Raw genomic sequence first — 14,506 nt, 5'->3', positions numbered from 1 at the left:
GTTAAGAATCTTAGTTATCCTTTTATATTTGATTTTCTTTTTTGTAATTGCTCAAAAATCAATGCAATAATCGTCCCAAAAACCAATCCATTACTAAAGATTGAAGCTAAAGTTGGCGATAGAGACGCGAATGAATCTAATGGCACAAACATTGCCCCAATGCCAATAAAAACAGAAACACTTACAATTTCATAAGCAATCTTTTTATTTTCAATAGCGTTTAACTCATTAAAGGCTAAAGTCAATATGCTTGAAAACACAGGGAAAATTGCTGCATATCCGACTGCTTCTGGAATTGAAGATACAAAAGCGGTAAGAGGAGAAATTAGACTGATGATAATGATGATAATGGACCCATAGATAAATGGCATTTTTTTTGTTAGTTTAGTGTTTTCAATAAAACCCGCTGTACCTGAAATTGGAACTGCACCAATAGCAGAAAATAGGCCCCCTATCAGATGGATCACCCCTGCCATTTTACCAGATGAATTGTATATATCTGCTTTAAAGCTAACACCTTGCTTTTTCATCACTATTTGTACAACCTTAATGGAAGCCAACATATTTGCTAACAATAAAAAAGTAATGACAATGATTAATACAATCATGTTTCCTTTAAAAATTGGTTTTCCAAACGCAAATATTTCTGGTATTTTGAAAATGGAATCCACATGCTGAATCGAATTTGAAACATCGAATACATAAAATAATACCCAACCTAAAATTAAACTAATCAGGATTGAAAACTGACCGAGCTTCGGGTGTTTTGATAAAAAGATTGAAAGTATAACGATAAAAGCTGATAGACCCAATACTTTTAAATTAACTGAGCTGTTCACTCTACTTAATCCATACATTCCTTTTATGAATGAACCACTTAGCTGAGCCACAAGTAAAATTAAATATGTACTGACAACGACGGGTGTTATTAAATTAGCGATTTTTTGAATAGAACCTAAAAAACCTAATATTAGGAAAATCAAACCGCTCAATAAAAATGCAAATTGTATAACTTGAAGTGTTTGAATATGTGACCCGTATAAAATAACCCCTAGACCTGCATATAATGTGATAACACTCCACCATAAACCTGCTGGACCTTCTTGAATCGGTAATCTGTGACCTTTCCATGCCTGTAAAATCCCAGCAATCCCCAGAACAAATAATGTTCTTTGTACATATTCAACTGTTTCCATTCCGTTTAACCCGTACATGGAGGCAATTGAAATAGGAGCAACAATACTTCCTGCTAATATAAAAAGTGTCCATTGGACCGAAGATAAAATTAATTTCATTTTGACACTCTCCCCATTAAAACTAAAAAAGAACAAACTTAAACTATAAAGTAGTAAGCCTGCCCTTCTTTATTATGATCTATATTTTACTTTGGCTGAGACGTTGCAATATATCCAAACGAAACATAATCTTGTACTGGAATCCATGCACCGATTCCTTGAGAAACTACATTTTTAACTTGAAGTGTTTTTTTGTTCCCTTTTAAAATTAAGTAAACTTCTCCAAAAGTTACTTTACCTTTTTCATTTACAGCTGGAGCATATGTGTATAAATAACCAAGTTGTTTTGGTGGCACATTATACACTCTTTCATTCTTAGTCCCAGCTCCAATAACAGTTTGAAACGCCAAAGGTAGCGTAGTTTTTTCTGAAGCTCTATGCATCATTAAATTGATGACATCGTCAGAATCACGTACTTTTGAAGTTAAACCTCCACGAATAATATGTTGAGCGTTTTGATAATATTTAACGCGCTTATAGTTCTTTTCACCACGATTATCAAGATAATTCGTATTTATTTTTTTGTATTGCCAATTTACAGTTGTTTCATTTGATTCATAATTTAATGGCCATACTCCTAAAAAAATCTTTGCATTATATCCAACTGCAAACGGAGCTCTTCCAACTGAAGACTCATTAAACATACGAATCAGATTTGGATTTTCAATTTTTACATTGGAGGATTTAAGTAATTGCTTAGCAAATTCTCCTGGTTGTAACTCTGGTAAATCTTGAGATGGATTTGGATAAGTATTTTCTTTCGACACATTTGCAGCAAAACTTGGGACATTTACTTCTGGTTTCGCCGCATCAGTATGTTGTAAATTTGTTAATAAAATAACTAAAAAAACTATATTTAACAGTATGAATGGCTTTACCCATTTAGACATGTTCATGCCCCTTTCGGTATAAAGAAATTAGTTTATTCTTAGCATGAACATATTTTGTAAATATATGTATTTGTGATTATTCACTTTTTCAAAATTACATGTCAAAAATTTTTTCTTACGTAATAAGTTTTATATACAGTTTTTCGATTGGGATTCTAATCCGTTGCAAAATCGGACCAATACTAAACGTGATTAATAATGTTCCAATTCCAATAGGGCCATGTAACAAAAACGCAATGACTAAAGCAAATACTTCACCAATTGTCTTAGCTACTCCTAAACTAACGCCAAAACGTTTATTTAAAGAGATCATTAAATCATCAATCGGACTTAAAGGGAATTTTGCTTGTAAATATATCGCAATACCTAAGGTCATAGCGAAAATAGATAAAATTAATTGTAGATATCTTGTATATGTATTCGCATCAAATATATGCTCTAAATCAATATATAACCATAAATCAAGAAACCTGCCAATTAAAATAAATGTGATTGCAGCTAGCCAATCAGGTCTCTTCTTTTGTAAAAAAGCATTTACAAATAGAAGAATAGACGAATTAATAATAATCCATGTACCAACTGTTAACCCAAAAGTTGTCGATTCACCTACTGCTAATGCATCCCAAGCACTTGCACCTTTTCCTGCTGTAATTGCTAAACTAATTCCCAATGTCAAAATTAATAACCCAATAACGTAAAATAATATCCTAGTTATTCTCAAGTATTACCACCTTCAATTCAATCTTTATAATAAATAGAAACCGATTCCCATAATAACATAGGCACCTAAAAGTGTTAACCCTTCAAACCAGTTTGTGTCCCCATCATTCATTATTGCGATCGTTAGAAATACCGATGTTACCATTGAAACTAGTTCGGGAATTGAGAAAATCAATGGCATTCTATGATCCATAAATAATGACAGTATAACTAATACTGGTGCGACAAACATAGCAATTTGAAGAGAAGAACCGACAGCTATTTCAACTGCTACCCCGACTCTATTTTTATAGGCCATAACAATTGCAGAAGCATGTTCTGCTGCATTACCTACAATAGCAACTACAATAATACCAATAAACAATTCTGTCCAACCAAATTTTTCTCCAACCGTTGAAAATGTATGAACTAAATTCTCAGAAACATATCCAACAGCTACTGTGGCAATCGCTAAAATAAAAATTGCTTTCCATTTTCCCCATTCGGCTGTTTCATGCTCCTCTATTTCTTCTTGTCCTTTCGTTACATATACCCCTCGATGCGTAACAAGTTTAAAATATAAAGCTGCTAAATATAAAACCATTAAAATAATCGATACACCGACACTTAGTGTCATCGTATCTGCTTTGTTCATTCGATCCGCAAAAATAGCCGGGATCACAAAAGCTAGTACAACTGCAAAAATTAATAAGCCTGAATTATGTCTAGCATCATACACATTAAAGCTTTGACGCTTGTACTTTAATCCCCCAACAAAAAATGAGAGTCCACCAACAAGCAACAAGTTTCCAATTACAGAACCTGTAAGGGAAGCTAATACAACCTCCACTAAACCTTCTCTCAATGCAAAAATAGCAATAATTAATTCAACTGCATTTCCAAACGTCGCATTCAACAGTCCTCCAATACGTGGACCTGCTACAATTGCAAGACTCTCTGTAGCTCGACCCATAATACCTGCCAAAGCAACAATTGTTACACAATATATGACAAATAATATAATCTCATTCCAGTGCATGATACTCCCAAGAACAGATAGTGGAACACCGATAAATGAAATAATAAAAAACAAACGATGAGCCATATGTAACCTCCTAAAAAATATTGCTTACAACTATCATATGCAAAAGACACAAAAAAATAGGTTTAAATCAAAATCAATTAACAAAGACTTAAAAGAGTAGGCGGCTCTCTTTAGTCAGATAAGCCTGATAGCAAGTTTCTAAAGATAAAATGTAAAGACGAATAAAAGCTGGTTATTAGATGCAATCTGTATCTGTTTAACCCGTAGACGATCGTTGAAAGGAGTTTTATGGTGATTCAAGAAAATATAATGAAGGTGCTAAAAGCAAAGCAATTAGGAATTTTCACAACGATACGAGAGGACTTTCCTCATAGTTGTTTTATGATTTTTTTCTTTAAAGGATTAACCCCTTATATCGCAACTCATAAAGAATCAAAAAAAGTGGACGATATAAAAAACAATCCCAATGTCCACCTACTAATCGGGCATGATGGAAATCAATTAGACGATAATTTTGTAGAAATGTTTGCTAAAGCTGAAATAATAGAAAATGCAGATGCAAAAGAGAAGGTGTGGACAGATGAATTATCTAAATGGATTAAAGGTCCAGATGACCCTAATTACATATTAATTCAAATGCACCCCGTTAAAGTTGGCTATGTAGATCAAGCAGGCGCGGAGCCGAACTTCATAACACTGTAACTAACGATAAAATGTATTTAAACCTTATCAACTACCGATAAGGTTTTTACTTTTTTAAAAACTTTTATTATCTTCTGTCCTTACTGTTTAATATTCATATGTGAATAATCTTTTTGAAAGGCTCTTTTCTAAAATGGATTGTAGAATTTGAAACGACGATAAAGACAAAAGTCTTGAAAAGAAATAAAAAGGACATATGTCCTTTTTTTGTTTGATCAATTATATTTTAATAAATATATCCTTTGGTGATCGATGGGAGAATTTATCATGCGTGAATTGGTAAACCAAGATTTATTAAAACAATATGTTACACAATATAAATTAGAAGATATTTTTGAGAATCCAATCATTCAAGAAATGAAATTATTTCAATTTGATCAAGGCGATATTATTTGTAGCAATGGACAGTTACTGGATCGTTTTTATATTTTGGTTGAAGGTAAATTAAAGATTTCTATCATTTTACCGAACGGAAAGTCTTTATTGCTGCGGTTTAATAATCCGTTGGCTCTAATTGGGGATGTTGAATTTATCAATAACTCTGAAGTAAGAAGTAATGTTGAAGCTGTAAAAAGTAGTATATTGATTGGCATTCATAATAAATTACTACACGAAACTCAATCGAACAATCCAGACTTCTTAAAATTTCTACTAAAAAACGTAAGCTATAAATTATATACATTTTCTAATTCTTCTAGCTTAAATCTATTGTTCCCAGTCGAAAATCGTTTTGCAAGTTATCTTGCATCAACGCTATTGGACGATGCTGATTCATCGTTTGCAAATGAAATCAAATCATCTAAGCTAACTGAAATTGCTGAACTTTTAGGGACAAGCTATCGACATTTAAATAGAGTGGTAAATAAATTTTGTAAGGAAGAAATTATCGAACGTAAAAGAGGTAGTCTACTTGTAAAAAATAAAGAAAAACTCAAATTGTTATCAAACGGGAGTATTTACGAATAACATTTAAAACAGATTGTAATAAAAACTATGGTTTCAGGGGTTCTAGTATTGAGAATAGAGTAAATTTAGACATTAAGCCTAACAAGGAAGGAATATCTATAGAATTAAAGAATATGACCTATGTTTAGATAATTCCGCCTTGGAGGTTTTAAAATGGAAGAACGATTGATTGAATATCATGACATTACCCCGATATTTCGTATTTTTGATATTGCAAAGGCTCAGGAGTTTTATATACATTTTCTAAATTTCCAACTAGATTGGGAGCACCAGTACGAAAGTCATTTCCCAATTTATATGCAAGTATCACGTGGTAATTGCGTGATTCATTTATCGGAACATCACGGTGATTGTAGCCCTGGCTCTGCAATTAGAGTAAAAGTAAATAACATTGAAGCACTACACTCAACATTAAAAACAAAAAGCTATAAATATAATAAACCCGGTCTCGAAAAAACACCGTGGAATACGAAAGAAATAACAGTCATTGATCCTTTTTCGAATAAGATTACTTTTTTTGAAAGTTTGTAAATTCAGATTGAATCTCTATTTTTATACTATTGTCTATCCTCTGAGACATTGACATATGTTCAATGTCTTTTCTAATTTACTTTCTTTTTATGAAATTTTTTATATAGGATAAAAAATAAACAAGCACCTAAAATGGCACCACTCGAATCAATCAAGACGTCTTGAATTAATGGCGTTCTATCTGCCGTAAATGATTGATGGAATTCATCTGAAGCAGCATAAAGTATTGTTAACAATAGACCAATTATAAAGAATTTATGTCTATAAACACTTACTAGTCTTGTTATAAAAAAAGCAAGTAAACAAAATACTGAAAAGTGGGCAAGCTTTCGTATAAAGAACTCTACAAACCCTGCACTTCCTAGGTGTTCGATACTGATTTCTTTGCCAGCATATGTAAATTGAACAAAATCGAATTGCCCAACAAAATGATATATACCATTTAACTGATTTAATTGTGGCCTTATATCCTGATCTCCATACGGTGTCGATGATGAATAAAAAATACCACCTGCTATTAATAGAACGGGTAGCCAATAACGAATGAACTTATTTTCTAATAAAATGGTCCTCAATCCTTACTTTTATATTTTGAAGGCTATTTTCGTATCTAGTGTTACATCTTAGAATGTGTTAGTTGATGACAACTCCATGATGCTCCTTTTCCGTGGGGCGTGAGCTGATCTTCCTGGGAAGTCCAGATGTGGATTATGCATGCGTTACGACAGGACGTCGTGGTTTTAGCATGCCTACCTTGCTTGATACGGGATCTCAGCCTTCCCGCATCTCCCACACGAGTCACGTACCTTCTGTTGTAATCAACTTCTGTCTTTAATTCAAATCCCAAAATCAACAAACATCTAAAAGCCTATATATATTTATACACCTATAATAGTTCAAGTTTCTGTAATGGGTCAATTTCCATTGTTTCTTCTGCTTCATTTCAAGTTAAAAATTCGAATGAAATCCTTTATATCTTTTTTATGAAAATGGGTGATACCGTTGATTTATCGATAAAACTATATGTATACTTAAATTTGGATATGATTAAATTTCAGTACTAGGAGTGAAAATGAATGCTCAATAAATATGAAAATATACATACTACTTTCCAAAAAATTGATGAAATTGACTTAACTAGTCGTACACCATTTATCCTAACTGTAAATTGGGATAATGTTAAATATGAGTTTTTAATTAGAGCGAACTCATCTTCAAATGAATTACTTGTATTTGGATCTGGTGCTTATGATCCGGCAAAAATGAAACCACCGATTTTCCAACGTCATTCATGGACTGAGCATTTTGATTCAAATATGATTTACTATAATGACCCAACTCTTTATTTAGGACAAATGAGTCTAGGTTGGGGACATGGTAATGATGATACATTTTTCTTAGAAAAAATAGCTAAAGTCATTGAAAAATTAATGAAAAAAATGTCTGTCAAAGCAGAGGATACATTATTCTACGGTTCTTCTGGTGGCGGGTTTATGTCAATGATACTCGCTGGATATATTAAAGGGTCAAAAGCATTAGTAAATAATCCACAAACGATTATTCCAAACTATTATCAAACACATGTTAATCGACTTTTAGAAGCTGCTCACCCCTCTCTGCCAACTGAGGAATCAGCTAAAAAATACGTAACACGATTAAATATACTAGAATTTTTCAAAGAGATTAATTATATGCCTTATATTTTTTACTTACAAAATACAGCTTGTGACCATGACGTTGTAAAACACTTCATGCCATTTGTAAGAGGTCTTAATACATTAAAAGATACATTAACTTACAACCGTCTAACTGTAGAGATGTACTCTAATAAAGAACAAGGACATAATCCACTTGAATTAGAAGATACAATTTACTATATCAACAAGGTAAAAAATACAAAGTAAAAAATTACTTACAAAAAAAACGCTTGGTATAATTGAAGTGCCCTCCAATTGTTAGGTGTTGTCTAACAACGGGGGACTTCAATTCTAGGCGTTTTACTTTTTTATTTAACATCAATAACAAATGTATAGGAAGCATCCCCATTAGACCAAGTAGCATTCACTTCAATGACGTACTTACCACTATTAGAAGGAAATGTGATTTTATTTCCTTCCATTGAGATGGATTTCCCCGATTGATCCCCTTCCCAAAAATTATATGTAAGCTGCGGTTTTGAATGATCACTAAACTCTATGGTTGCCTCTGATCCTTTTTCAACAGGTGATGCAATCAGATCTTGTGCAATTTGATTAGGAGAAGCAGCATCAGCAATCGTTGCTTTTGTTAAAGCCCCCTCCTCAGTCGTCCAATGGTATCCCCCTCTTTTTAATGCTATTTCTTTATTATTTATTTTCGCTATCGCTTCGGGTGGTTCTGTATCAAATACTTTTGTACAACCCGAAACAATAATTAGCAAGAGTACTAAAAAAATCATGTATGTCTTTTTCAATAGCCAACACCTCCTTACACAATTAGACGTTGGTTTGTTTAAAAAAGTTTCACTAGAGCAACGATCTATCGAAAAAGGCTCTGTTAATATTAATTGTTGATTTTAATTAAATATATTAAGAGTATGAAAAGAGTAGCTGGTTCGAGAGTAATTGGAATGGAAGGTGCGAAGACTCCTATGGGAGATGCGGGAAACTTGAGAGCGAGGAGGCTCAGGGTCACGCCCCATGGAAAGCGAAGTACCTGGAATGGAAATCAACATTCTTATTTAACAGAGCCTTCAAAAAGACAAAAATAAAAAAGGAACCCTAATAAGGATTCCTTCAAAATTTAAACATTTACTAAATTATTTTCTTTTAAAACATATTCATTGTAGATGCCTTCAAAATCTTGCTTCTCTGCGAATTTAGAAAAACGAATAATCTCTGGATCAATAGGGGTTACTTCGTCTTTGTATATATCCCAAATACTGCAAAGAATTTCAATGGATTCCATCGCATCAGTTTCTTTAATTTTCTTTAGTTTTACTAAATACCAATTTTTGAAGTAGTATTCAAAGCGTTTTTCTAAGTAATCATCTAAAACTTCATACTTCTTCAACGCTTCTATTCTTTGATCTTCTAGTATTTTGAACTTTCTAAAGAAGTTTTTCGTAATTGTATTTACGGTCGAACCAGCAACTGCTGCATAGTAAATATGAATATCTAGGTTCATTAATTTTACATTTTGAGCGTTTAATAATAATTCATGGAAGAATAGTGTATCCTGTCCTGCAGCACCAACTACCATTTGTAAATTATTATTCGTTATTAATGATTTTTGAACAAGTAACGCCTGGATACTTGCTGCTTTAAATGAAGAATCAACTAATACTTTTTTCGTGTTCCCTTTAATTTCATACTGTTGACTGTTTACATCCTTCACAGCATTTACATAATTCAAGCGTACCTCGCGATCAGATACTCGATAAATATTACCAACTACAAAGTCATAATTATTTTCTACTATTTCCTTGTATAATTTAGCATATCCATCATTAACAGCTTCATTATCAGGATCCAAGAAAGTGATATAGTCAGTTGTACTCAATTCAACACCTTTATTACGTGGTCTTGAAGCAGTACCACTTCCACCATCATTATAGAAGTAAGTAGTGACGTTTGAATAGTCTCTTGCTATACGATTGATGATCATCGGTGTGTAAGAATCAGTTGAACCATCATCTACAATAATGATTTCCATATCGTCAAACATACTGCTTCTACGCAAGCTATAGAAACATTTATTTAATAAGTATTCTCCATTATTATAAGCTGGAATGATGACAGAGAACTTATATTGTTTGTTGCCTTCCTGAGCAACTTTAACTTTATTATTAAATTCAAAATGATCAACACTATAACCATTTTCAATTGCTTGTTCGCCATTCATTTCAAGCAAATTGTTTACGCTAAACAGCTCTGCCCAGAAAATTGTACGATACTTGTCCTTCATCGTAGAAACATAATCATGTTCAACACCATTTATAAGCGTTTCTCCATCGTAGCATCCATCTTTTGTAATATACGCACTGTTTGTATATTTAAAAGCATTAATCATATCTTCTAAATAGTACTCATAATACTCTTTTTCTTCATGGAAAAATGCAACTAGATCATATTGAGACTTAATTGTTTCAGTAAATTCACTTGCTTTGAATAAATGTTTGTTTTCATACGTTTGATACTGAAACATTTCTTCAATTTTATCAGTTTTATCTTCGACTACTACTGCAACTGAACGTTCATATGGTTTATGAGGAAAGCCAACAAATTGTAATAGTCTCTCTAATCTTTGAACAGTTGTCTCATGACTCATTACTTTTCGGATTCCTTGTACTTGGTGTTTATAAAGTTCATCAGCTGTATATCCATTTAAAATATGTCCAACTTCATTTGAGTCATGAACAATAAACACATTAGGGAACTTATTGTTAATCGACATACTATAATTAGAAAGCATTAAATTACCAAGTGCTTGCAATTCAAATACTCTGTTTGCAAACATTGTTGGGCTATATTTAACTGAGTTTAAGTTAAGCGACCAATCATATAACTTATGAATTCTCTGTAAATCTTCATGATTAATTGCAGGTGAAATATAATCTACATATTTTTTCGGGAAAAAATGTTGTTCTAAAAATAAATTATAATTTCGGTCAATTAGCTTTAATTTATATCCTGCATCGATTACACCATCAAAAATTGTTTGTGAATCTTTTTGTCTTTGTGGGTATTTCAGATACCAAGACCCTGCAAAGAACACTTCTTTTTCTCTTCTACTTTTTCTAAATCCTACTGGATTATGGTACAGAGGATTTACACCGAATTTAAGAACGTCCACATTTTGATTGTTGCAATCAGTTTTATAATTCTCTATTACTTCCTCTGCAGTCGTAAAGATGTAATCAGCTTTTTGAGCAATTTCAATAAAGCGATCATAGTTAACAGGATCTTCTTTAGAATAAAATACACATTTAATACCATTTGATTTATATGTCTCAATAATATGGAATAATTCATCTCTTAATGGACGGTTTTTTGCATTCGCAAGTCCCTTCCATTCATTATTTAATCCCTTCCAAGCTGAGGCAACGATAAATATATCTAATGTGTTTACATGCTCCATGTAATTATCTCTTGTAATATAAACGAAATTTGCAATACCGTTAAAGGAATTAAATAAAAACTCATCTGCGATAATCCCAATATTTGCATTAATTTGTGGATAGTATCTACTACCATTACTTACAGGAATTTTATCAATAATAGGTTTTACTTCATCATAATAACCAGTATCACTGTGTTCTTTTAGATACTTAATATATTCCCCTTTTTCCATTTCCGTCATTTTACGGTTAGTATTCGTGTTTGACTTATTCGTTCCGCCTTTAAGCTTCTTTTTCAAGACCGGAATGATCTGTCCGTTATTAATTAATTGCACAGTTCTAATTGATTTTCTTACAACCTTTTTTAAATTCATCAATAATGGACTATCCGTTTTCGGATCAATTTCAAGTGATCTCTTCAGTTTTAGTTTAAAGTCAGAGCTCTTCTTTTGATTATCAGACAAAATTTCTCCCCCATTCAAATGGTTAATCAAGTTGTTGAGGTATTTTTATTTTTTCCTCTTTATTTTACTCTTATACAACAAAGCAAAGAGTGTATATTCATGTCTGTTTCTAAAGTGATTATGAATTAATGTATTCAGCGATTATTTTGTCATACTCTTTAAGTTTACTTAGTTCATCAAATCTTGCAACTACTGGATAGGTAATCTTTACATAATCTTTATAATAATCCCAGATTTCACATGTAAGCTTTACAGATTCTAATGCTTCATTTTGTTTCACCAATTTTAATTTTTCTAAAATCCAGTCTTTAAAATAGGCCTCAAAGCGTTTTTCTGAATAGGCTTCCAATAAACCATGTTTGTTAAGGAAGTTAACACGAGGTTGTTGAACAATCATATATTTCCTAAAGAATTTAGAAGTAACTGTATTTACTACTGACCCTTCAACTTCTGCATAATAAATATGAATATCCTCATTAACTAATTTAATTTTATTAGAATAAGTAACAAGTTCTTCAAAGAATAAAGAATCCTCTCCAGCAGCTCCTTCAACCATTATAATATTATTTTCAGTAATTAATGATTTTTTAGCAATCAAAGCTTGGATACTTGCCACTTTAAAACCTGAATCCACTAGAATTTTTGTCGTGTTTCCTTCAATCATGTCTTGACCGTCATTTACACTCTTCACTGCATTCACATAGTTCAAGCGCATTTCACGATCCGAAACGCGATAAATATTTCCAACAACTAAGTCTACATCATTTGTTGTAATTTCTTTATATAATTTTGCATAACCGTCACAAACCGCTTCATTATCAGGATCTAAATAGATAACATAATCTGTAGTCATTAGCTCAATCCCCTTATTTCTAGGACGTGAAGCACTACCACTTCCACCGTCATTAAAGAAGAAAGACTTTACATTATCATATTGCCTGCTTAGTCTTTTCACCATATTTGGCGTAAACTGGTCGGTTGAACCATCATCTATAAGCAAAATTTCCATTTCATTAAACATGCTGCTTCGCTTTAAACTCTGCATACATTTATTTAATAAAAATAATCCATTGTTATAAATTGGGATAATCATTGTTAGCTTATATGATTTATTTTTTGGTTCGCTTAAAGGTACAGGTTTTTCCTCAACTTCAAATGGATCAATACTGTAGCCATTTTTTACGTCTATTGGATTGTCTATCTTTAATAATGTCGAAGCCTTAAATGAACTAGCCCAAAATAAAGTTAAATATTTATCCTTAACTTGATTCACATAATTATGTTCAATTCCTTCAGTATGAAGATAAGAATCTTTCGTTATATAATCACAAAAAGTGTACTTAAAGCCATTTGCTAAATCTTCTAAATAAAACTCTCCATACTGGTATTCATCTTTAAAGAAGGCAATCATATCATACTGGGATTTTTTAGATTCAGTTAACTCTGATTCTAATAATAAATCTTTATATGGATATGTTTGGTAACTGAACATACTTAGAACATGTTCTGTTTTCTCTTCAGTAATGACTGCAATTCTTTTTTGCGGCATCTTTTCATCTAATTCTAACTTTGAACACAATTCATGAAAACGATCAAAAATCGTATCTTGTTTATAGACGTTACGAACGCCAGCCATTTGATTTTCATAAATATCATTATCATTATAATTACTTAAGATTTCCTTAATTTCACTTTCAGAATATGCATTATATACATTTGGAAATCGATTATGTATTTCAGAATGATAATTGGAAATTAATGTGCTTCCTAATGCCATGTAATGATGAAGATTACGATGGTACGAAAAGTATTTTTCTTTATTTTCATTATACAAAAAGATTGTCTGAAAAAACTTCAAATAAGAGTATTTATATTGTTCATTTACATTTGGTGCTAAATACTTTTGTAAGTCTTCTGGATAAACGTTAGATTCATTTTGGCTCAATTTCGTGTCATAAAGCACTACTTCATTTTGACTTTTAATAGATCCGTTAATAAAGGTATTTAGAATCGTTTTTCGCTTCGTATTTTTAGGGTCCCAATATTCATATAAAGCAGACTTATTTTTATATTTGTGAAGTCTAGTCCCAATTGGATTATGGATTAGTGGGTTAATTCCCATTTTTAAAACATGTACATTTTGATTAATATTTTCAGACAAAATCGAATCTGCGTTTTTTTGCTGAATTGTAAAAACCGCGTCTACTTCCTTCATGACTAACTCAAGTCTCTTGTATAAGTCCGTATCATCTAAGGAATAAAAAACAACTTTTTTCGACTTACTTTTAAAATGCTGAATGATTTTAACTAATTTCTTACGAACCACATCTGATTTTGAACTTCCTAGTCCATTCCACTCTGCTGGTAAATTTTCTAAATCAAATGCAATTAATAATAAATCTGTTTCTTCAGAAATCGTTTGATAGTTTTGATCTGTAACTCTTTTTGTTTTAGCCACTGGTTCATATGTATGAAAGAATGGATTATCTGAAAGAATTCCAAGTTTTACAGTATGTCTTAAATAATACTTACTACCATTACTCACTGGAAAATCCAGTAATAATTTTTTATGGTTACTATAGGAATCACTTTTTAATGCTTCATTTTCATACTTTACGTTAAATTCTTTTAACGTAAATCTAGGTTCAACTTTCACAGATGGTGAATTAATGATCCATCTTTCTTCGAATCGTTTCTCTCTACTTTTTTCAAATATTGTACTTGTAGCTTTTTTTAGAATGTTTTTAGTTCTTCCAAAAATTGTATTACTCATCTTCTCACTCCTTTTTAAAACGGGTTAAGCAAGTAAGTAGCGA

Annotated in this window: 12 protein-coding genes; 4 read left to right on the top strand and 8 right to left on the bottom strand. The window is 31.8% G+C overall.

All coding sequences use genetic code 11. From position 1 onward, the window contains the following. Positions 1-14: 14 nt before the first annotated feature. The 4 genes from CAB05_RS17240 to cax form a co-directional block, all read right to left on the bottom strand. The gene (locus tag CAB05_RS17240) at positions 15-1,295 is read right to left on the bottom strand and encodes a purine/pyrimidine permease (RefSeq protein WP_088002119.1); all 1,281 of its coding nucleotides are present in this window, start codon (positions 1,293-1,295) and stop codon (positions 15-17) included. A gap of 86 nt (positions 1,296-1,381) precedes the next feature. Next, positions 1,382-2,185, bottom strand: coding sequence for a YfkD famly protein (locus CAB05_RS17235; protein ID WP_088002117.1), 804 nt, complete (start codon positions 2,183-2,185; stop codon positions 1,382-1,384). A gap of 115 nt (positions 2,186-2,300) precedes the next feature. After that, a complete protein-coding gene (locus CAB05_RS17230) occupies positions 2,301-2,906 on the bottom strand; it encodes a YczE/YyaS/YitT family protein (protein WP_088002115.1) in 606 nt (201 codons plus the stop codon). A 24-nt stretch (positions 2,907-2,930) separates the two neighbouring features. Beyond that, positions 2,931-3,989, bottom strand: coding sequence for a calcium/proton exchanger (gene cax / locus CAB05_RS17225; RefSeq protein ID WP_088002113.1), 1,059 nt, complete (start codon positions 3,987-3,989; stop codon positions 2,931-2,933). A 231-nt stretch (positions 3,990-4,220) separates the two neighbouring features. Between cax and CAB05_RS17220 the strand changes: the two genes are divergently transcribed. From CAB05_RS17220 to CAB05_RS17210, 3 genes are all read left to right on the top strand, one after another. Then, entirely contained in the window at positions 4,221-4,631 is a 411-nt protein-coding gene (locus CAB05_RS17220) for a pyridoxamine 5'-phosphate oxidase family protein (protein ID WP_158093304.1), read from the top strand. Between the two features lie 267 nt (positions 4,632-4,898). Continuing rightward, complete coding sequence (locus CAB05_RS17215) at positions 4,899-5,597, top strand: cyclic nucleotide-binding domain-containing protein (RefSeq protein WP_088002109.1); 699 nt, start codon at positions 4,899-4,901, stop codon at positions 5,595-5,597. A gap of 153 nt (positions 5,598-5,750) precedes the next feature. Then, the gene (locus tag CAB05_RS17210; RefSeq protein ID WP_088002107.1) at positions 5,751-6,128 is read left to right on the top strand and encodes a glyoxalase superfamily protein; all 378 of its coding nucleotides are present in this window, start codon (positions 5,751-5,753) and stop codon (positions 6,126-6,128) included. A gap of 71 nt (positions 6,129-6,199) precedes the next feature. Here CAB05_RS17210 and CAB05_RS17205 read toward each other — a convergent pair whose 3' ends face one another. Beyond that, positions 6,200-6,703, bottom strand: a complete 504-nt coding sequence (locus CAB05_RS17205; RefSeq protein ID WP_088002105.1) for a VanZ family protein — start codon at positions 6,701-6,703, stop codon at positions 6,200-6,202. A 501-nt stretch (positions 6,704-7,204) separates the two neighbouring features. Here CAB05_RS17205 and CAB05_RS17200 point away from each other — a divergent pair. Beyond that, positions 7,205-8,032: a glycosyl transferase family 2 gene (locus CAB05_RS17200; RefSeq protein ID WP_088002103.1), complete on the top strand. Its 828-nt coding sequence runs from the start codon at positions 7,205-7,207 to the stop codon at positions 8,030-8,032. Positions 8,033-8,133: 101 nt separating this feature from the next. Here CAB05_RS17200 and CAB05_RS17195 read toward each other — a convergent pair whose 3' ends face one another. The 3 genes from CAB05_RS17195 to CAB05_RS17185 form a co-directional block, all read right to left on the bottom strand. Then, complete coding sequence (locus tag CAB05_RS17195) at positions 8,134-8,580, bottom strand: hypothetical protein (RefSeq protein ID WP_088002101.1); 447 nt, start codon at positions 8,578-8,580, stop codon at positions 8,134-8,136. A gap of 329 nt (positions 8,581-8,909) precedes the next feature. Continuing rightward, complete coding sequence (locus tag CAB05_RS17190) at positions 8,910-11,690, bottom strand: glycosyltransferase (RefSeq protein ID WP_235821550.1); 2,781 nt, start codon at positions 11,688-11,690, stop codon at positions 8,910-8,912. A gap of 118 nt (positions 11,691-11,808) precedes the next feature. Continuing rightward, a complete protein-coding gene (locus CAB05_RS17185; protein ID WP_088002099.1) occupies positions 11,809-14,463 on the bottom strand; it encodes a glycosyltransferase family 2 protein in 2,655 nt (884 codons plus the stop codon). Positions 14,464-14,506: the final 43 nt, after the last annotated feature.

The sequence above is a fragment of the Gottfriedia solisilvae genome, from assembly GCF_002128405.1.
GTDB classification, from domain to species: domain Bacteria; phylum Bacillota; class Bacilli; order Bacillales; family Bacillaceae_G; genus Gottfriedia; species Gottfriedia solisilvae.
This window is presented reverse-complemented; position numbering and strand designations above follow the sequence as displayed.

Coding starts and splice junctions, on each gene's coding strand:
- CAB05_RS17240 (WP_088002119.1), bottom strand. CDS start 1,295: ATGAAATTAATTTTATCTTCGGTCCAATGGACACTTTTTATATTAGCA.
- CAB05_RS17235 (WP_088002117.1), bottom strand. CDS start 2,185: ATGTCTAAATGGGTAAAGCCATTCATACTGTTAAATATAGTTTTTTTA.
- cax (WP_088002113.1), bottom strand. CDS start 3,989: ATGGCTCATCGTTTGTTTTTTATTATTTCATTTATCGGTGTTCCACTA.
- CAB05_RS17215 (WP_088002109.1), top strand. CDS start 4,899: ATGCGTGAATTGGTAAACCAAGATTTATTAAAACAATATGTTACACAA.
- CAB05_RS17210 (WP_088002107.1), top strand. CDS start 5,751: ATGGAAGAACGATTGATTGAATATCATGACATTACCCCGATATTTCGT.
- CAB05_RS17200 (WP_088002103.1), top strand. CDS start 7,205: ATGCTCAATAAATATGAAAATATACATACTACTTTCCAAAAAATTGAT.
- CAB05_RS17185 (WP_088002099.1), bottom strand. CDS start 14,463: ATGAGTAATACAATTTTTGGAAGAACTAAAAACATTCTAAAAAAAGCT.